The sequence below is a fragment of the Enterobacter sp. RCC_40 genome, from assembly GCF_041360735.1.
GTDB lineage: Bacteria > Pseudomonadota > Gammaproteobacteria > Enterobacterales > Enterobacteriaceae > Enterobacter > Enterobacter ludwigii.
On sequence record NZ_JBFUPR010000005.1, the window covers coordinates 41,209 to 59,851 of the forward strand.

The 18,643-nt window shown below is 55.9% G+C and carries 17 protein-coding genes; 11 read left to right on the plus strand and 6 right to left on the minus strand.

The window, feature by feature from the left end:
• Nucleotides 1–48: 48 nt before the first annotated feature.
• From mnmE to rpmH, 5 genes are all read right to left on the minus strand, one after another.
• Nucleotides 49–1,413 carry a tRNA uridine-5-carboxymethylaminomethyl(34) synthesis GTPase MnmE gene (mnmE, locus tag AB6731_RS17160; protein WP_014172299.1) on the minus strand — a complete coding sequence of 455 codons (1,365 nt, stop codon included), beginning with the start codon at nucleotides 1,411–1,413 and terminating at the stop codon, nucleotides 49–51.
• A gap of 72 nt (nucleotides 1,414–1,485) precedes the next feature.
• Entirely contained in the window at nucleotides 1,486–3,129 is a 1,644-nt protein-coding gene (gene yidC / locus AB6731_RS17165) for a membrane protein insertase YidC (protein ID WP_014172300.1), read from the minus strand.
• Nucleotides 3,130–3,131: 2 nt separating this feature from the next.
• Nucleotides 3,132–3,389, minus strand: coding sequence for a membrane protein insertion efficiency factor YidD (gene yidD / locus AB6731_RS17170; RefSeq protein ID WP_001307474.1), 258 nt, complete (start codon nucleotides 3,387–3,389; stop codon nucleotides 3,132–3,134).
• The gene (gene rnpA / locus AB6731_RS17175) at nucleotides 3,353–3,712 is read right to left on the minus strand and encodes a ribonuclease P protein component (protein WP_014172301.1); all 360 of its coding nucleotides are present in this window, start codon (nucleotides 3,710–3,712) and stop codon (nucleotides 3,353–3,355) included. The genes yidD and rnpA overlap by 37 nt, the downstream gene beginning before the upstream one ends.
• Before the next feature lie 16 nt (nucleotides 3,713–3,728).
• Complete coding sequence (gene rpmH / locus AB6731_RS17180) at nucleotides 3,729–3,869, minus strand: 50S ribosomal protein L34 (protein WP_000831330.1); 141 nt, start codon at nucleotides 3,867–3,869, stop codon at nucleotides 3,729–3,731.
• A 600-nt stretch (nucleotides 3,870–4,469) separates the two neighbouring features.
• On the opposite strand from rpmH, the gene dnaA reads away from it, so the two are divergent.
• The 4 genes from dnaA (at nucleotide 4,470) to gyrB (ending at nucleotide 10,633) form a co-directional block, all read left to right on the plus strand.
• Entirely contained in the window at nucleotides 4,470–5,867 is a 1,398-nt protein-coding gene (gene dnaA / locus AB6731_RS17185; RefSeq protein WP_020882755.1) for a chromosomal replication initiator protein DnaA, read from the plus strand.
• A gap of 4 nt (nucleotides 5,868–5,871) precedes the next feature.
• The gene (dnaN, locus tag AB6731_RS17190; protein ID WP_014167956.1) at nucleotides 5,872–6,972 is read left to right on the plus strand and encodes a DNA polymerase III subunit beta; all 1,101 of its coding nucleotides are present in this window, start codon (nucleotides 5,872–5,874) and stop codon (nucleotides 6,970–6,972) included.
• A gap of 147 nt (nucleotides 6,973–7,119) precedes the next feature.
• Complete coding sequence (gene recF / locus AB6731_RS17195; RefSeq protein ID WP_025202644.1) at nucleotides 7,120–8,193, plus strand: DNA replication/repair protein RecF; 1,074 nt, start codon at nucleotides 7,120–7,122, stop codon at nucleotides 8,191–8,193.
• A 28-nt stretch (nucleotides 8,194–8,221) separates the two neighbouring features.
• Nucleotides 8,222–10,633 (plus strand): DNA topoisomerase (ATP-hydrolyzing) subunit B, encoded by a 2,412-nt coding sequence (gene gyrB / locus AB6731_RS17200; protein ID WP_020882753.1) that lies wholly within the window; start codon nucleotides 8,222–8,224, stop codon nucleotides 10,631–10,633.
• 33 nt (nucleotides 10,634–10,666) lie between these two features.
• Here the strand turns inward: gyrB and AB6731_RS17205 are convergent, their stop codons facing one another.
• Nucleotides 10,667–11,614, minus strand: a complete 948-nt coding sequence (locus tag AB6731_RS17205; RefSeq protein WP_371006595.1) for a LysR family transcriptional regulator — start codon at nucleotides 11,612–11,614, stop codon at nucleotides 10,667–10,669.
• Between the two features lie 109 nt (nucleotides 11,615–11,723).
• On the opposite strand from AB6731_RS17205, the gene AB6731_RS17210 reads away from it, so the two are divergent.
• The 7 genes from AB6731_RS17210 (at nucleotide 11,724) to AB6731_RS17240 (ending at nucleotide 18,622) form a co-directional block, all read left to right on the plus strand.
• On the plus strand, nucleotides 11,724–12,749 hold the full coding sequence (locus AB6731_RS17210) for an NAD(P)-dependent alcohol dehydrogenase (RefSeq protein ID WP_014167960.1): 1,026 nt from the start codon (nucleotides 11,724–11,726) through the stop codon (nucleotides 12,747–12,749).
• A gap of 113 nt (nucleotides 12,750–12,862) precedes the next feature.
• Nucleotides 12,863–13,675, plus strand: a complete 813-nt coding sequence (gene yidA, locus AB6731_RS17215; protein WP_032679289.1) for a sugar-phosphatase — start codon at nucleotides 12,863–12,865, stop codon at nucleotides 13,673–13,675.
• A gap of 226 nt (nucleotides 13,676–13,901) precedes the next feature.
• Entirely contained in the window at nucleotides 13,902–14,591 is a 690-nt protein-coding gene (gene dgoR / locus AB6731_RS17220; RefSeq protein WP_006177594.1) for a D-galactonate utilization transcriptional regulator DgoR, read from the plus strand.
• Nucleotides 14,588–15,466, plus strand: a complete 879-nt coding sequence (locus AB6731_RS17225) for a 2-dehydro-3-deoxygalactonokinase (RefSeq protein WP_371006596.1) — start codon at nucleotides 14,588–14,590, stop codon at nucleotides 15,464–15,466. The genes dgoR and AB6731_RS17225 overlap by 4 nt, the downstream gene beginning before the upstream one ends.
• Nucleotides 15,450–16,067, plus strand: a complete 618-nt coding sequence (locus AB6731_RS17230) for a 2-dehydro-3-deoxy-6-phosphogalactonate aldolase (protein WP_014167963.1) — start codon at nucleotides 15,450–15,452, stop codon at nucleotides 16,065–16,067. The genes AB6731_RS17225 and AB6731_RS17230 overlap by 17 nt, the downstream gene beginning before the upstream one ends.
• A complete protein-coding gene (gene dgoD, locus AB6731_RS17235) occupies nucleotides 16,064–17,212 on the plus strand; it encodes a galactonate dehydratase (protein WP_014167964.1) in 1,149 nt (382 codons plus the stop codon). The genes AB6731_RS17230 and dgoD overlap by 4 nt, the downstream gene beginning before the upstream one ends.
• Nucleotides 17,213–17,284: 72 nt before the next feature.
• Nucleotides 17,285–18,622 carry an MFS transporter gene (locus AB6731_RS17240; protein WP_080271857.1) on the plus strand — a complete coding sequence of 446 codons (1,338 nt, stop codon included), beginning with the start codon at nucleotides 17,285–17,287 and terminating at the stop codon, nucleotides 18,620–18,622.
• The last annotated feature ends 21 nt before the right edge of the window (nucleotides 18,623–18,643 follow it).

Here is an 18,643-nt window from a genome sequence, read left to right on the forward strand (position 1 = left end):
TGGACAAAGGTGATTTCCCGGGAGGAAATCACCCTTCATCAGCGGTAATTACTTGCCGATACAGAAGCTCGAGAAAATCCGTCCCAGCAGATCGTCCGAGGTAAATTCGCCGGTTATCTCACTCAGATTTTGCTGCGCCAGACGCAGCTCTTCCGCCAGCAGTTCACCCGCCCATGCGCCAAGCAGCTGCGCTTTCCCCTGATCGAGGTGGCGTGCCGCGTCTTCCAGCGCCTGAAGGTGACGACGGCGCGCAAGGAAGCCGCCTTCCATACTGGTATCAAAGCCCATGCTCTGTTTGAGATGGTTGCGCAGGTCGTCAACGCCTTCACCGGTACGGGCCGACAGGCGAATAAGTGAGTGGCCATTCACTTCACTAATACCCAGCGTTTCGCCGGTCACATCCGCTTTGTTACGCACCACGGTGATCGGCAGTTTTGCCGGCAGGCGGGCAATAAAGTCTGGCCAGATGTCCGCCGGATCAACGGCATCGGTCGTGGTACCGTCCACCATAAACAGCACGCGGTCAGCCTGCTCAATCTCTTGCCAGGCACGTTCGATTCCGATGCGCTCTACTTCGTCACTGGCGTCGCGAAGACCTGCCGTGTCGATGATGTGCAGCGGCATACCGTCGATATGAATATGCTCACGCAGCACGTCACGGGTGGTACCGGCGATGTCGGTGACGATCGCCGCTTCACGGCCCGCCAGGGCGTTGAGCAGGCTCGATTTACCGGCGTTAGGGCGGCCCGCAATCACGACCTTCATCCCCTCGCGCAGCAGGCTACCCTGACGTGCTTCGGCACGCACCGCGTCGAGATCGGCCATCACGCTATTGAGTTGAGCTTCAATTTTACCGTCAGAGAGGAAGTCGATCTCCTCATCCGGGAAATCGATAGCCGCTTCGACATAGATGCGCAGGTGAGTAAGTGCTTCCACAAGATGATTCACGCGCGCCGAGAACGCGCCCTGAAGCGAGTTCAGTGCGGAGCGGGCTGCCTGCTCGGAGCTGGCGTCGATCAGGTCAGCAATTGCTTCTGCCTGTGCGAGGTCGAGCTTGTCGTTCAGGAAGGCACGCTCGGAGAACTCACCTGGCTTTGCAATGCGCAGGCCCGGCAGCGTCAGAATGCGTTTTAACAGCAGGTCGAGAATGACCGGGCCACCGTGGCCCTGCAGCTCCAGTACGTCTTCTCCGGTAAAGGAGTTCGGGCCCGGGAACCACAGCGCAATGCCCTGGTCCAGCGGCGTGCCGTCAGTGTCTTTAAACGGCAGATAATCAGCGTAGCGCGGCTTTGGCAGTTTACCCAGCACCGCTTCGGCGACCTCGCGGGCCTTCAGGCCGGAGATACGCAGAATGCCTACACCACCGCGTCCCGGTGGGGTTGCCTGGGCGACGATAGTGTCGTTATGGCTCATGGTTGGTCTCGTTCAATACAAATAAAAAAGGCGGTCAATCGACCGCCCTTATTTTAGCGTTAACTTACCGAATCAGGACTTTTTCTTTTCGCGGCTATGCAGGCCACGTTTTTCCAGACCACGGTAAATCAGCTGCTGCTGGATAATGGTCACCAGGTTGCTGACGATATAGTACAGCACCAGACCTGACGGGAACCACAGGAAGAACACGGTGAAGATGACCGGCATAAAGGTCATGATCTTCTGCTGCATCGGGTCGGTCACGGTGGTCGGCGACATCTTCTGGATGAAGAACATCGTTACGCCCATCAGGATCGGCAGGATGTAGTACGGGTCCTGTGCAGACAGGTCATGGATCCACAGGGCGAACGGCGCGTGGCGCAGCTCAACGGAACCCATCAGCATGTAGTACAGTGCAAGGAAGATTGGCATCTGAATCAGCAGCGGGAAGCAACCACCCAGTGGGTTCACTTTCTCTGCTTTATACAGGGCCATCATCTCCTGGCTCTGACGCTGTTTGTCATCGCCCAGACGCTCACGCATTGCCTGAATCTTCGGCTGCAGCATACGCATCTTCGCCATGGAGGTGTACTGCGCTTTAGTCAGCGGGTACATGATGCCACGTACGATGAAGGTGATAACGATGATGGAGAAGCCCCAGTTACCCAGGAAGCTGTGGATGAACTTCAGCAGCTTAAACAGCGGCTGAGAGATGAACCACAACCAGCCGTAGTCCACGGTCAGATCCAGGTGCGGCGCAACGGCAGCCATTTTGTCCTGGATTTCCGGACCGACCCACAGGGTGCTTGCCAGCTTACCGGTTTGACCCGGCTGTACCAGAACCGGCTGAGATTTGTAGCCAATGGCTGCAAGACCGTTACCCAGGTTCGCGGTATAGAAGTTGTTAGTACCGTCGTTCGTTGGCACCCACGCAGTGGCGAAATACTGCTGCAGCATTGCCACCCAACCGCCTTTAGCGCTGACGTTCAGGTTTTCGTTATCGGCAATAGTGTCGAATTTGTATTTCTCGTACTTCGCATCAGGCGTGGAGTACGCCGCGCCACGGAAGGTATGCAGCGCAAAGTTGCTGCTTCCGGTGTCACGGTGAGACGGCAGATTGATGGACTGCTTCAGCTGACCAAAGGTCGACAGTTCCAGCGGTTTCGCACCGGTGTTCTGAACGCTGTAGCCCACGTTCACCGCATATTCACCGCGTTTCAGGGTGAAGGTTTTGGTGAAGGTGTTGCCCGCGGCGTCGGTGTAGGTCATCGGGATAGCGATTTCGTTCTGACCATCAGCCAGTACGAAGGTCTCTTTCTCGACGTTGTACAGTGGACGCGCACCGTTAGCCGGGTTATCCGGGCCATCACGACCGGTCAGGCCGCTCTGGGCCTGGTAGATAAACTCAGGCGTGGTTTCCAGTAACTGGAACGGTTCGTTAGACTTCAGCTCTTTTGGGTAGGTCAACAGCAGCGCCTGCTCAACATCACCACCACGGGTGTTGATAGTCAGCTCAAGCACATCGGTCTTAACCGTAATCTGTTTCCCCTGGCCACTGGCCGGTACGCCCTGGTCGGCGGCGCTACCCGCTGCGGTGGTCGTAGTCTGCGTGGTCTGCTGCTGGGGTTGAGGATTTTTATCCTGCTCCCATGCCTGCCAGATCATGAAAGACACGAACAACAAAGCGATGATAAGAAGATTGCGTTGCGAATCCATCGTTAGTGTTCTCTGGTATCAAAGGGTCCTGGCGGGACGGGATCGTCTCCACCTGGGTGTAAAGGGTGGCATTTTAATACGCGTTTCACCGTCAACCAACTGCCTTTTATCACTCCAAACCTGCGCAATGCCTCAATTCCGTAGCTTGAGCATGTTGGCGTGAAACGGCAGTGCGGCCCGAGTAGCGGACTAATCAGGCGTTGATAGACCCGAATGAGGGCTATCAGGACCCGCGAGCCAGGCGACAATGGCGGCGCCATAATTTTTCCAACGCTTCCGAGAGAGCACGGTTATCGAGGTCGGCAACCCCTTTTTTAGCCACCACCACGAAATCCATTGAAGGCAGTTCGTGCTGACGTAAACGGAAGCTTTCACGCGTCAGACGTTTAATCCGATTGCGTTCATGCGCACGCTTAACGTTTTTCTTGGCGACAGTAAGACCGATGCGGGGATGCCCCAGCGAATTCAGGCGGCCGAGGATGGTGATTTGCGGCGTGCCAGCCCGTTGTGGCTGCTGGAAGACGAAAGTGAAATGAGTGGGAGTTAACAAACGTAACTCCCTGGGAAATGCTAGCTTAACCACTCAGGGGTTAGCTTTATTACTTGGAAACGGTCAGACGAGCGCGGCCTTTAGCACGACGACGTGCCAGAACCTGACGACCATTTTTAGTAGCCATACGAGCACGGAAGCCGTGAGAACGGTTGCGCTTCAGTACAGACGGTTGAAAAGTGCGTTTCATGGCGATTTCTACCTAAACTTGAATAAATTCACTGACTTTTGCGTATACCCGAACGAGTTTCGAACGACTAACGCCTCAGCGTGGGTGATTAAAGAGGCCGGATTGTAATAATTGTACACTCCGGAGTCAATTCTCTTTCCTTATTTCCCGCGTATTTCCGCACGTTTTCGCGTGGAAAATGAGCAACGGACGACGCAGGAAGATGAGCACCACGCGCCGGGTCGAGGATTATACGGCCTCCCAAACAAAGCGCAAGGATCGTCCCGGATCTTCGTTAGATCATTTAAGCAAGAAATTGTCTGTGCTCATTAATTTTTCCAATATGCGGGCTAAATCGTAGGGTACTCGCCCCAGGATCGTTTACACTTACCCGGTTTCCGATCTTCCTGTGGATAAATCGGGAAGAATCTGTGAGAAACAGAAGATCTCTGGCTCAGTTTAGGCTATGATCCGCGGTCCCGATCGGGATCCAGCGATCCTGGCCGGGTATAACCGCAGATAGCGGTTCGCACATCACCCTTTTGCACAGGGTCATGTCGATGTGCGCCAACAATCATGAATATTCAATAGTTTTCTTTTATTGTTCGAGTGGAGTCCGCCGTGTCACTTTCGCTTTGGCAGCAGTGTCTTGCCCGATTGCAGGATGAGTTACCAGCCACAGAATTCAGTATGTGGATCCGCCCCTTGCAGGCGGAACTGAGCGATAACACGCTGGCTTTGTATGCGCCAAACCGTTTTGTGCTCGATTGGGTAAGGGATAAATACCTTAATAACATCAATGGACTGCTGAATGATTTCTGCGGATCCGATGCGCCACAGCTACGCTTTGAAGTGGGAACAAAACCGGTCACGCAGACCGTGCGTGAAACGGTAAATGTGGCAATACCTGCTCAGGCAGCCCCCGCGCCGGCACCGCGCGCCCTTCCGGCGACCCGTTCGGGCTGGGACAACGTGCCTGCTCCGGCAGAGCAAACCTACCGTTCTAACGTCAATGTTAAACACACGTTCGATAACTTCGTTGAAGGTAAATCGAACCAGCTGGCGCGCGCGGCGGCACGCCAGGTTGCAGATAACCCCGGTGGTGCCTACAACCCGCTGTTCCTTTATGGCGGCACGGGTTTGGGTAAAACGCACCTTCTGCATGCGGTAGGCAACGGCATTATGGCGCGTAAGCCAAATGCGAAAGTGGTGTATATGCACTCCGAGCGCTTCGTTCAGGACATGGTAAAAGCCCTGCAAAACAATGCGATCGAAGAGTTTAAACGCTACTACCGTTCTGTTGACGCACTGCTTATCGATGACATCCAGTTCTTTGCCAACAAAGAACGATCCCAGGAAGAGTTTTTCCACACCTTTAATGCGCTGCTGGAAGGTAATCAGCAGATCATTTTGACGTCGGATCGTTATCCAAAAGAGATCAACGGCGTTGAAGATCGTCTGAAATCCCGTTTTGGCTGGGGCCTGACCGTGGCGATCGAGCCACCGGAACTGGAAACCCGCGTCGCGATCCTGATGAAGAAAGCCGATGAAAACGACATTCGCCTGCCGGGTGAAGTGGCGTTCTTTATTGCCAAGCGTCTGCGCTCCAACGTCCGTGAGCTTGAAGGGGCACTGAACCGCGTGATTGCCAATGCCAACTTCACTGGCCGTGCGATCACCATCGATTTTGTGCGTGAAGCGCTGCGCGATTTGCTGGCACTGCAGGAAAAATTGGTCACTATCGACAATATTCAAAAGACGGTGGCCGAGTACTACAAAATCAAAGTGGCAGATTTGCTGTCTAAACGTCGTTCCCGCTCGGTGGCGCGTCCGCGTCAGATGGCGATGGCGCTGGCAAAGGAGTTAACCAACCACAGTCTGCCGGAGATCGGCGATGCGTTTGGTGGCCGTGACCATACGACCGTGCTGCACGCTTGTCGTAAGATTGAGCAGTTACGCGAAGAAAGCCACGACATAAAAGAAGATTTTTCCAATTTAATCAGAACATTATCATCGTGACGCTATGAAATTTACCGTTGAACGTGAACATTTATTAAAACCGCTGCAACAGGTGAGTGGCCCATTAGGTGGCCGCCCAACGCTGCCAATTCTCGGAAACCTGCTGCTTCAGGTCGCGGACGGTACGCTGTCGCTGACCGGCACAGATCTGGAAATGGAAATGATCGCGCGCGTTACGCTGTCTCAGCCGCATGAAGCGGGCGCGACCACTGTTCCGGCACGTAAATTCTTTGATATCTGCCGCGGGCTGCCGGAAGGCGCTGAAATTGCCGTGCAGCTGGAAGGCGACCGTATGCTGGTGCGCTCTGGCCGCAGCCGTTTCTCGCTCTCCACGCTGCCTGCCGCGGACTTCCCGAACCTGGACGACTGGCAGAGTGAAGTTGAATTCACCCTGCCGCAGGCAACGATGAAGCGTCTGATTGAAGCCACGCAGTTCTCAATGGCGCATCAGGACGTTCGTTACTACTTAAACGGCATGCTGTTCGAAACCGAAGGTGAAGAGCTGCGTACCGTGGCTACCGACGGTCACCGACTGGCAGTCTGTTCCATGCCCATTGGCGACTCGCTGCCAAACCATTCGGTGATCGTACCGCGTAAAGGGGTGATTGAGCTGATGCGTATGCTCGACGGTGGTGATACGCCACTGCGCGTGCAGATCGGCAGCAATAACATCCGTGCTCACGTGGGTGATTTTGTCTTCACATCGAAGCTGGTTGACGGTCGTTTCCCGGATTATCGCCGCGTATTGCCGAAGAATCCGGACAAAACGCTGGAAGCCGGTTGCGACAGCCTCAAGCAGGCCTTTGCCCGCGCCGCGATTCTCTCTAACGAGAAATTCCGCGGGGTGCGTCTGTATGTGAGCGAAAATCAGATCAAAATCACCGCCAACAACCCGGAGCAAGAAGAGGCAGAAGAGATTCTGGACGTCACCTATGCCGGGACTGAGATGGAAATCGGCTTTAACGTCAGCTATGTGCTGGATGTGTTGAACGCGCTTAAATGCGAGAACGTTCGCATTCTGCTGACCGACTCCGTTTCGAGTGTACAGATTGAAGATGCGGCCAGCCAAAGTGCGGCTTACGTTGTCATGCCGATGAGGCTGTAGTGAACGCTATCGGGCTATCTTACTTGCCTTTTTCAACCCGGGCTGTGCTCGCCCCTGTCTCGTACTTTGTGTACGCGCCAGGGTCTGCGTGCAGTCCGCGTTGAAACGGGCTGAGCCGATTACGCCCTGGCCCGAAGAAATCCAGATATGTCACTGACGCGCCTTTTAATCAAAGATTTCCGCAATATCGAAAACGCGGATCTCGCTTTATCCCCTGGCTTTAATTTCCTGGTTGGCGCGAACGGCAGCGGCAAAACCAGCGTGCTTGAGGCCATCTACACGCTCGGCCATGGCCGGGCGTTTCGCAGTCTGCAAATTGGCCGCGTCATTCGCCACGAACAGGAAGCCTTTGTTCTGCACGGGCGTTTGCAGGGCGAGGAGCGTGAAACAGCCATCGGTCTGACCAAAGACAAGCAGGGCGACAGCAAGGTTCGTATCGACGGTACTGACGGCCACAAAGTGGCTGAGCTCGCGCTGCTGATGCCGATGCAGCTGATTACGCCGGAGGGGTTTACTTTACTCAATGGCGGCCCCAAATACAGAAGAGCCTTCCTTGACTGGGGATGCTTTCACAACGAAGCCGGTTTCTTTAACGCCTGGAGCAACCTGAAGCGCCTGCTTAAGCAGCGTAACGCTGCACTGCGCCAGGTGACACGCTACGCCCAGTTGCGCCCGTGGGACAAGGAATTAATTCCCCTTGCGGAACAAATCAGCTGCTGGCGTGCCGAATACAGCGCGGGTATCGCCGACGATATGGCCGACACCTGCAAACAGTTTTTACCTGAATTCTCTCTCACCTTCTCCTTCCAGCGCGGCTGGGAGAAAGAGACAGATTATGCCGAAGTGTTAGAGAGAAATTTCGAGCGCGACCGCATGCTGACCTACACCGCACATGGCCCGCACAAGGCGGATTTCCGCATTCGTGCCGACGGTGCGCCGGTGGAAGACACGCTGTCGCGTGGGCAGCTCAAGCTTTTGATGTGTGCGCTGCGCCTGGCGCAGGGAGAGTTTTTGACCCGCGAGAGCGGGCGACGCTGCCTGTACCTGATAGATGATTTTGCCTCGGAACTTGACGACGCGCGGCGCGGGCTGCTTGCCAGCCGCTTAAAAGCCACGCAGTCACAGGTTTTCGTCAGTGCGATTAGCGCTGAACACGTTATAGACATGTCGGACGAAAATTCGAAGATGTTTACCGTGGAAAAGGGTAAAATAACGGATTAACCCAAGTTGAAATGAGCGAGAAACGTTGATGTCGAATTCTTATGACTCCTCCAGTATCAAAGTCCTGAAAGGGCTGGATGCGGTGCGTAAGCGCCCGGGTATGTATATCGGCGACACGGATGACGGCACCGGTCTGCACCACATGGTATTCGAGGTGGTAGATAACGCTATCGACGAAGCGCTCGCGGGTCACTGTAAAGACATCGTGGTCACGATCCATGCGGACAACTCCGTCTCCGTCACCGATGACGGTCGTGGCATCCCAACCGGTATTCACCCGGAAGAGGGCGTATCGGCTGCGGAAGTTATCATGACCGTTCTGCACGCAGGCGGTAAGTTCGATGATAACTCCTATAAAGTTTCCGGCGGTCTGCACGGTGTAGGTGTGTCCGTGGTTAACGCCCTGTCGCAGAAACTGGAGCTGGTTATCCAGCGCGAAGGCAAAATTCACCGTCAGCTGTATACGCATGGCGTGCCGCAGGCACCGCTGGCTGTTACGGGTGACACCGACAAAACCGGTACCATGGTGCGTTTCTGGCCGAGCCTTGAAACGTTCACCAACGTTACCGAGTTCGAATATGAGATTCTGGCGAAACGCCTGCGTGAACTGTCGTTCCTGAACTCTGGCGTCTCGATTCGTCTGCGTGACAAACGCGACAACAGAGAAGACCACTTCCACTACGAAGGCGGTATCCGGGCGTTCGTTGAGTATCTGAACAAGAACAAAACGCCCATTCACCCGAATATCTTCTACTTCTCTACCGAAAAAGACGGTATTGGCGTGGAAGTGGCGCTGCAGTGGAACGATGGTTTCCAGGAAAACATCTACTGCTTCACCAACAACATTCCACAGCGTGACGGTGGTACTCACCTTGCGGGCTTCCGTGCGGCGATGACCCGTACCCTGAATGCCTACATGGACAAAGAAGGCTACAGCAAGAAAGCGAAAGTCAGCGCCACCGGTGACGATGCCCGTGAAGGCCTGATTGCGGTTGTCTCCGTGAAGGTACCGGATCCGAAGTTCTCCTCTCAGACTAAAGACAAGCTGGTCTCTTCTGAGGTGAAATCGGCGGTTGAACAGCAGATGAACGAACTGCTGAGCGAATACCTGCTGGAAAACCCGTCAGACGCGAAAATCGTGGTTGGCAAAATTATCGATGCGGCACGTGCCCGTGAAGCGGCGCGTAAAGCCCGTGAAATGACCCGTCGTAAAGGCGCGCTGGATTTAGCTGGCCTGCCAGGCAAACTGGCTGACTGCCAGGAACGCGACCCGGCGCTGTCCGAACTGTACCTTGTGGAAGGGGACTCCGCGGGCGGTTCTGCGAAGCAGGGCCGTAACCGTAAGAATCAGGCTATCCTGCCGCTGAAGGGTAAAATCCTCAACGTGGAGAAGGCCCGTTTCGACAAGATGCTCTCTTCTCAGGAAGTGGCAACGCTGATCACCGCGCTCGGTTGCGGCATCGGCCGTGACGAGTACAACCCGGACAAACTGCGCTACCACAGCATCATCATCATGACCGATGCGGACGTCGACGGCTCGCACATCCGTACGCTGCTGTTGACCTTCTTCTATCGTCAGATGCCAGAAATTGTTGAACGTGGCCACGTCTACATTGCACAGCCACCGCTGTACAAAGTGAAGAAAGGCAAACAGGAACAGTACATCAAAGACGACGAAGCGATGGATCAGTACCAAATCGCGATCGCGCTTGATGGTGCGACCCTGCATGCGAACTCTCACGCCCCTGCACTGGCCGGTGAGCCGCTGGAGCGTCTGGTGTCCGAGTTTAACGCGGCACAGAAAATGATTGGTCGTATGGAGCGTCGTTATCCTAAATCGCTGCTGAAGGCGCTGATTTATCAGCCAACCCTGACGGAAGCCGATCTGAGCGATGAACAGGTTGTTACCCGCTGGGTGAACACCCTGGTAACCGAGCTGAACGAGAAAGAGCAGCACGGCAGCCAGTGGAAGTTTGATGTCCAGCAGAACGCTCAGCAGCAGTTCGAACCGATTGTGCGCGTGCGTACTCACGGCGTAGATACCGATTACCCCCTGGAGCACGAGTTTGTGACCGGTCCGGAATATCGCCGTATCTGTACGCTGGGTGAGAAGCTCCGTGGTCTTATCGAAGATGATGCGTTTATCGAACGTGGTGAACGTCGTCAGCCGGTAGCAAGCTTCGAGCAGGCGCTGGAATGGCTGGTGAAAGAGTCCCGTCGTGGTCTGTCTATTCAGCGTTATAAAGGTCTGGGTGAAATGAACCCGGATCAGCTGTGGGAAACCACCATGGATCCGGAAAGCCGTCGTATGCTGCGCGTGACCGTTAAAGACGCGATTGCAGCCGATCAGCTGTTCACAACCCTGATGGGCGATGCGGTTGAACCACGTCGTGCCTTTATCGAAGAGAACGCCCTGAAAGCGGCGAATATCGATATTTAAGAGTGGTTACACCGCAAGTCAGAGGCCGCGCGTTTAGCGCGGCTTTTTTGTGGGCGCAGAATTATCAGCATCCAGTTCCAGCGACAGGACTGACGGTAACCGGCTGACCAGCATGTCGACCGCAATCCTGACTCGCAGGGGCAGATGCGGCGTCTGCTGCCAGACCGCGTGAACGTCGAAACGCACATCCGGCGCCTGTTTTAAGAGTGGGATGAGCCTTCCATTCTGCAGCTCTTTGCGCACCATCCAGCAGGGTAACCATGCAATACCATGCCCGGCCAGCGCTGTGTCGCAGATAGCCTGCAGATCGTCCATATTGAGGGATGAACGGGGAATTAGGGGGTGCGATGTTCCTTCGTGGTCCGCCAGTTCCCACGGTAACACCCTGCCGGCACGCAGGTAGTTAATGGCCTTATGCTGGCGTAAATCGGCAACGGTTTCAGGCTGGCCGTTATTTCTCAGGTATTCCGGCGCGGCGCACAGCACCATTCGGTGTTCCCCCAGGCGTCTGGCGACCAGCATGGTGCTGTCCGGCAGTGCGCCGTTTCGCACCGCCATATCAAACCCTTCCTCGACGATATCCACTACGCGATCGCTGAATGACATTTCCAGCTCAAGGGCAGGATGCTCCTGCGTCAAGGCTATCAGCAGCGGGGCGATGCACTGGCGACCAAACAGCACCGGCATGGCAACACGCAGACGGCCACTCACCTGATGTTTCCCTGTTTCCAGCAGCGACTCCGCGCCACGGATTTCCTGGAGTGCTCGCAGGCAACGTTCATAAAAAAGGGCACCGTTATCGGTCAGGCTTTGGCTACGCGTTGTGCGCTGAAACAGGCGTACTCCCAGCCGCGCTTCAAGGCGAGCAATGCTTTTCCCTACCGCCGAGCGCGACAAATGCAAACGCACCGCGGCCTGAGCAAAACTGCCTGCCTCTACGGCGGCGACAAAAACGGGAATATCCTTCAGCGTATCGGTCATGGATTGTCGTTCTTCAGGAATCAATAGTGGGAAAATGTATCGCCACTGGCGACCATGAGTCAACGTTAGACTGTCAGTACTGAAGTGCATTTGATAACAGGAGAAAAAGATGACAGAGATGATGCAACGCTGGTCAATGGACGCCCTTGGGCGTGAAAACCTCAGACTCACTCAGGCGCCTGTTCCCCAGCCGGGCCCGGGTGAAGTGCGCGTGCGGGTGAACGCTGTTGCGCTCAACTATCGCGATAAAATGGTCATTGAAGGCAACATGCCGATCGCGCTCACCTTCCCGTTTACTCCGGCATCTGACATGGCAGGCGTGGTGGACAGTACGGGTGAAGGCGTTACCCGCTTTAAACCCGGTGCTCGCGTCATCTCCACCTTCTCTCCGGAGTGGGTCGACGGTAAACCGAAAGGCGACGCCCGCAATTTGCCCTACCAGACGCTGGGCGGTTACTTCCAGGGGATGCTGTCTGAATACGTGATCATGCGTGAAAACTGGCTGGTGGCCGCCCCGGAAACGCTGGATGACGCAGAGGCCAGCACCTTACCCTGCGCGGGGCTTACCGCATGGTTTGCGCTGGTGGAGCGCGGACAGTTACGTGCCGGACAGTCGGTGCTGGTGCAAGGCACAGGCGGTGTCGCAATCTTCGCGTTGCAAATCGCCAAAGCACACGGTGCAGAAGTTTTTGTGACGTCGGGCAGTGATGAAAAACTGGCGCTGGCTAAAACGCTCGGTGCCGATCGGGGCATCAACCGGCTTAAAGGGAACTGGGCTGACGAGATTTACGCGCTGACGCAGGATCGCGGTATTGACCATATTATTGAAACCGTTGGCGGGGAGAACCTGAGACATTCCCTGCGGGCCGTTGCCGTTCACGGGCGCATATCCGTCATTGGCGTGTTGGCCGGGAGTGAAATCTCGCTGCCTGCCAGCGAACTCTTGCTGAAATCACCTGTGATTCAGGGGATTGGTGTCGGGCACCGCCGTGCGCTGGAAGATTTTGTCCGCGCAGTCGATGTCACGGGGCTGAAACCGGTGATTGAACACCGCTACCGTTTTAACCAGCTTGAAGAGGCGCTTGTACACCTCGACCGCGGTGCTTTTGGCAAAATAGTCCTCACCCGCGAGTAAGCCGTTATCCCCGGGACAGGCGTAAAAGGGGGCTTTTGTTGCGCAATGTAGCTCTATTTTTGTGGGCTTAATCGCGTTAGCATGAGGCAGCACTCATTTATCCCGGGGACCCTATGGCTATCAAACTTATTGCTATCGACATGGACGGCACGCTGTTGCTGCCAGACCACACTATTTCTCCAGCCGTTAAAAACGCGATTGCCGCAGCGCGCGCAAAAGGCGTGAATGTGGTACTGACCACCGGTCGTCCGTATGCGGGCGTGCACAGCTACCTGAAAGAGCTGCACATGAATCAGCCGGGCGATTACTGCATTACCTATAACGGTGCGCTGGTACAGAAGGCGGCGGATGGCAGCACGGTGGCGCAAACCGCGCTGAACTATGACGATTACCTGTTCCTGGAAAAACTGTCCCGCGAGGTCGGTTCCCATTTCCACGCGCTCGATCGCAATACGCTCTATACCGCTAACCGTGATATCAGCTATTACACCGTACATGAATCCTATGTCGCGACGATCCCACTGGTGTTCTGCGAAGCTGAGAAAATGGATCCGAGCACCCAGTTCCTGAAAGTGATGATGATTGATGAGCCTGACATCCTGGATAAAGCGATTGCGCGCATTCCGGCTGAGGTAAAAGAGAAATACACCGTGCTGAAAAGTGCGCCGTACTTCCTCGAAATCCTGGATAAACGTGTCAATAAAGGCACCGGTGTGAAATCGCTGGCAGATACGCTGGGCATCAAACCGGACGAGATCATGGCGCTGGGCGATCAGGAAAACGACATTGCGATGATTGAATATGCGGGCATGGGTGTGGCAATGGACAATGCGATCCCGTCGGTGAAAGACGTGGCCAATTTCGTGACCAAATCTAACCTTGAAGACGGCGTTGCCTACGCGATCGAGAAATTTGTTCTGCAGTAACAGCGTTTCACGCTCATCAGCCTCGGTTATCAACCGGGGCTTTTTTTTGCGCTGAATTTATCGAATTGTTCTTTTTGTGATCTGGATTGTAGTACAACATTGATTGATTGTACTACATTACAGCCACGGTAATGACGAAAGGCGTCACGTTTGTACTGCAAAAGTGAGGCGAAATTCAGCGGTCGAGGTAAAGTAGTCCTGAACATACAGAGCATAAGGACTCTCCATGACTCTCAATAAAACCGATCGCATCGTCATCACGCTGGGCACCCAGATCGTGGGTGGAAAGTACGTTCCCGGTTCACCGCTGCCTGCTGAGGCAGAGCTGTGTGAGGAGTTTGAAACCTCGCGCAACATCATTCGGGAAGTGTTTCGCTCGCTCATGGCAAAGCGGCTGATTGAAATGAAGCGCTACCGCGGCGCCTTTGTCGCCCCGCGTAATCAGTGGAACTACCTCGACACCGATGTCCTGCAGTGGGTGCTGGAAAACGACTACGACCCAAGGCTGATTGGCGCGATGAGTGAGGTACGAAACCTGGTAGAGCCGGCCATCGCCCGTTGGGCTGCGGAACGTGCAACGTCAGGAGACCTGGCTCAGATTGAGTCCGCCCTGAACGACATGATTGCCAATAACCAGAACCGGGATGCGTTCAACGAAGCGGACATCCGCTATCACGAAGCGGTGCTGCAGTCGGTCCATAACCCGGTATTACAGCAGCTTAGCGTTGCCATCAGCTCGCTACAGCGCGCGGTATTTGAACGAACCTGGATGGGCGATGAGGCCAACATGCCAAAAACGCTCCAGGAACATAAAGCGCTGTTCGATGCTATCCGGCATCAGGACGGCGATGCGGCAGAGCAGGCGGCACTCACGATGATCGCCAGCTCGACACGAAGGTTGAAGGAAATCACATGACATCTCGCTACATCGCTATTGACTGGGGATCGACCAATCTGCGCGCCTGGCTGTATCAGGGCGAGCAGTGCCTGGAAAGCAGGCAATCAGAAGCAGGCGTGACGCGCCTGAACGGTAAATCCCCCGAGGCGGTGTTAGCAGAGGTGACACACAACTGGCGCGAGGGCGCCACGCCGGTGGTCATGGCGGGCATGGTGGGCAGTAACGTGGGCTGGAAGGTCGCGCCTTATCTGCCCGTACCTGCTGCATTCGCTGCCATTGGCGAGCAGTTAACGTCCGTTGGCGACAATATCTGGATTATTCCAGGATTGTGCGTTTCCCGGAACGATAACCACAATGTGATGCGCGGCGAAGAGACCCAGCTCCTTGGCGCGCGCACGCTCTCTCCTTCTTCTGTCTACGTCATGCCCGGCACGCACTGTAAATGGGTGCAGGCCGACGCTGAGCACATCCACGATTTTCGCACCGTGATGACCGGTGAGCTGCACCACTTGTTGCTGACGCACTCGCTGGTGGGCGCGGGGTTGCCGGAGCAGGACGCTTCGCCCAAGGCCTTTGCCGCCGGGCTGGAGCGGGGTATCGCCAGCCCTGCCGTTTTGCCGCAACTTTTTGAAGTTCGCGCTTCGCATGTACTGGGCACGCTTCCCCGTACCCAGGTCAGCGAATTTTTATCGGGCCTGTTGATTGGCGCGGAAGTCGCCAGCCTGAGCGAGCAGTTCGCCGGGCAACAGACCATCACCCTCGTCGCGGGTTCATCGCTGACCTCTCGCTACCGCCAGGCGTTCAATGCCATCGGGCGGGACGTGGCTGCGGTAGAAGGCGACACGGCATTTCAGGCAGGAATAAGGAGCATCGCTCATGCAGTGGCAAACTAATCTTCCCCTCATCGCTATCCTGCGCGGCGTCACGCCCGACGAGGTATTAGCGCACGTAGGCGCAGCGATCGACGCCGGTTTTGACGCCGTGGAAATACCGCTTAATTCCCCAGAGTGGGAAAAGAGCATCCCGGCGGTCGTGGACGCGTTTGGTGATAAGGCGCTGATTGGCGCTGGCACCGTTCTGCAACCGGAGCAGGTGGACCAGCTTGCGCAGATGGGCTGCAGGCTGATTGTGACGCCGAATATTCACCCTGAGGTGATCCGCCGCGCAGTGGGCTACGGCATGACCGTCTGTCCGGGATGCGCAACGGCAACAGAAGCGTTCGCGGCTCTCGATGCGGGCGCGCAGTCGCTCAAAATTTTCCCGTCATCGGCTTTTGGTCCGGCCTATATCAGCGCGCTGAAAGCGGTATTGCCCGCCAGCGTACCGGTCTTTGCCGTGGGGGGCGTGACGCCAGAAAACCTGGCGCAGTGGATCAACGCAGGTTGTGTCGGGGCGGGTCTGGGCAGCGATCTCTATCGCGCCGGGCAATCCGTCGAACGTACCGCACAGCAGGCGGCCGCATTTGTGAAAGCGTATCGAGAGGCAGTGAAATGAAAATAACCAAACTCACCACGTACCGTTTACCGCCGCGTTGGCTGTTCCTGAAAATCGAAACCGATGAAGGCGTGGTCGGCTGGGGCGAACCGGTCATTGAAGGGCGTGCGCGTACCGTGGAAGCGGCGGTGCATGAGCTGGGCGAGTACCTGACAGGACAAGATCCTGCCCGCATCAACGACCTGTGGCAGGTGATGTACCGCGCAGGTTTCTACCGGGGTGGACCGGTTCTGATGAGCGCCATCGCCGGTATCGACCAGGCGTTATGGGATATCAAAGGCAAAGTGCTGAATGCGCCGGTCTGGCAGCTGATGGGCGGCCTGGTGCGCGACAAAATCAAAGCCTACAGCTGGGTAGGCGGCGACCGTCCCGCGGAAGTGATCGACGGTATCAGGCAGTTGCGCAATATTGGTTTTGACACCTTTAAACTGAACGGCTGCGAAGAGATGGGCGTCATCGACAACGCACGGGCGGTAGACCGCGCGGTAAATACCGTGGCGCAGATCCGTGAAGCGTTCGGCAACGAGATTGAGTTTGGCCTGGACTTCCACGGTCGCGTCAGCGCGCCGATGGCCAAAGTGCTGATTAAAGAGCTGGAGCCGTACCGTCCGCTGTTTATCGAAGAGCCGGTGTTGGCCGAGCAGGCGGAGTACTACCCGAAACTGGCCGCACAGACGCATATCCCGATTGCCGCCGGTGAGCGCATGTTCTCGCGCTTCGAGTTCAAACGCGTGCTGGAAGCTGGCGGCCTGGCGATATTGCAGCCGGATCTATCGCATGCCGGCGGCATCACGGAATGCTACAAAATCGCCGGGATGGCGGAAGCCTACGACGTGGCGCTGGCACCGCATTGTCCGCTGGGGCCGATCGCACTGGCAGCCTGTCTGCACGTCGACTTTGTCTCGCGCAACGCGGTATTCCAGGAACAGAGCATGGGCATTCACTATAACAAGGGCGCGGAACTGCTCGACTTTGTGAAAAACAAAGATGATTTCAGCATGGAAGGCGGTTTCTTTAAACCGTTAACGAAGCCGGGCCTTGGCGTGGATATCGACGAAGCCAAAGTCATTGAGCTGAGTAAAAACGCGCCGGACTGGCGTAACCCGTTATGGCGTCATGAAGATGGCTCTGTCGCTGAGTGGTAATTCAGCCTAAGCACATCGCCACTAAAAAGTAATTTCAACAATAACAAACACACCCTCTGTAAATTACAGGGCATGGTGAGCGGCTTCGCTATGCCCAAAATCTGGAGACAGATTGCGATGGATATTCCTGTTACTGCTGCAAAAACCGGGCGTCGGCGCTACCTGACGCTGGTCATGATCTTTATTACTGTGGTCATCTGTTACGTTGACCGCGCCAACCTTGCCGTGGCTTCAGCCCATATTCAGGAGGAGTTTGGGATCAGCAAAGCGGAAATGGGCTACGTCTTTTCGGCGTTTGCCTGGCTGTATACGCTGTGCCAGATCCCCGGCGGCTGGTTCCTTGACCGCGTCGGCTCGCGCCTGACCTATTTCATTGCCATCTTCGGCTGGTCGGTGGCGACCCTGTTCCAGGGCTTTGCCACCGGGCTGATGTCGCTGATTGGCCTGCGTGCGATCACCGGGATTTTCGAAGCCCCGGCGTTTCCGACCAATAACCGCATGGTGACCAGCTGGTTCCCGGAGCATGAACGCGCCTCGGCCGTTGGGTTCTACACCTCCGGGCAGTTTGTCGGCCTGGCATTCCTGACGCCGCTGCTGATCTGGATCCAGGAACTGCTGAGCTGGCACTGGGTCTTTATTGTGACCGGGGGGATCGGCATTATCTGGTCGTTGATCTGGTTCAAGGTCTATCAACCGCCGCGTCTCACCAAAAGTATCAGCAAAGCTGAACTGGACTATATCCGCGACGGTGGCGGTCTGGTGGATGGCGATGCGCCGGTGAAAAAAGAGGCGCGTCAGCCGCTGACCAAAGCCGACTGGAAGCTGGTTTTCCACCGCAAGCTGGTGGGGGTTTATCTGGGGCAGTTCGCGGTGACCTCCACGCTGTGGTTTTTCCTGACCTGGTTCCCGAACTATCTGACCCAGGAAAAAGGCATTACCGCGCTGAAGGCGGGCTTTATGACCACCGTACCGTTCCTGGCGGCCTTCTTTGGTGTGCTGCTTTCCGGCTGGCTGGCGGACAGGCTGGTGAAAAAAGGGTTCTCGCTGGGTGTCGCGCGTAAAACGCCTATTATCTGCGGGCTGCTGATCTCCACCTGCATCATGGGCGCAAACTACACCAACGATCCGGTCTGGATTATGACGCTGATGGCGATTGCGTTCTTCGGTAACGGTTTTGCCTCCATCACCTGGTCGCTGGTCTCCTCGCTGGCCCCGATGCGCCTGATTGGTCTGACCGGCGGCGTGTTCAACTTTGTCGGTGGACTGGGGGGGATCACGGTTCCGCTGGTCATCGGTTATCTGGCTCAGGACTATGGCTTTGGCCCGGCACTGATCTATATCTCCGCAGTGGCCTTGCTCGGTGCGCTCTCCTACATCCTGCTGGTGGGTGACGTCAAACGTGTAGGCTAATTCCCCGCAATGTTTTACCCT

Coding starts and splice junctions, on each gene's coding strand:
- AB6731_RS17240 (WP_080271857.1), top strand. CDS start 17,285: ATGGTGAGCGGCTTCGCTATGCCCAAAATCTGGAGACAGATTGCGATG.
- AB6731_RS17210 (WP_014167960.1), top strand. CDS start 11,724: ATGACAGAGATGATGCAACGCTGGTCAATGGACGCCCTTGGGCGTGAA.
- mnmE (WP_014172299.1), bottom strand. CDS start 1,413: ATGAGCCATAACGACACTATCGTCGCCCAGGCAACCCCACCGGGACGC.
- yidC (WP_014172300.1), bottom strand. CDS start 3,129: ATGGATTCGCAACGCAATCTTCTTATCATCGCTTTGTTGTTCGTGTCT.
- yidA (WP_032679289.1), top strand. CDS start 12,863: ATGGCTATCAAACTTATTGCTATCGACATGGACGGCACGCTGTTGCTG.
- yidD (WP_001307474.1), bottom strand. CDS start 3,389: ATGGCGCCGCCATTGTCGCCTGGCTCGCGGGTCCTGATAGCCCTCATT.
- recF (WP_025202644.1), top strand. CDS start 7,120: ATGTCACTGACGCGCCTTTTAATCAAAGATTTCCGCAATATCGAAAAC.
- gyrB (WP_020882753.1), top strand. CDS start 8,222: ATGTCGAATTCTTATGACTCCTCCAGTATCAAAGTCCTGAAAGGGCTG.
- AB6731_RS17230 (WP_014167963.1), top strand. CDS start 15,450: ATGCAGTGGCAAACTAATCTTCCCCTCATCGCTATCCTGCGCGGCGTC.
- AB6731_RS17225 (WP_371006596.1), top strand. CDS start 14,588: ATGACATCTCGCTACATCGCTATTGACTGGGGATCGACCAATCTGCGC.
- dnaN (WP_014167956.1), top strand. CDS start 5,872: ATGAAATTTACCGTTGAACGTGAACATTTATTAAAACCGCTGCAACAG.
- rpmH (WP_000831330.1), bottom strand. CDS start 3,869: ATGAAACGCACTTTTCAACCGTCTGTACTGAAGCGCAACCGTTCTCAC.
- AB6731_RS17205 (WP_371006595.1), bottom strand. CDS start 11,614: ATGACCGATACGCTGAAGGATATTCCCGTTTTTGTCGCCGCCGTAGAG.
- dgoD (WP_014167964.1), top strand. CDS start 16,064: ATGAAAATAACCAAACTCACCACGTACCGTTTACCGCCGCGTTGGCTG.
- dgoR (WP_006177594.1), top strand. CDS start 13,902: ATGACTCTCAATAAAACCGATCGCATCGTCATCACGCTGGGCACCCAG.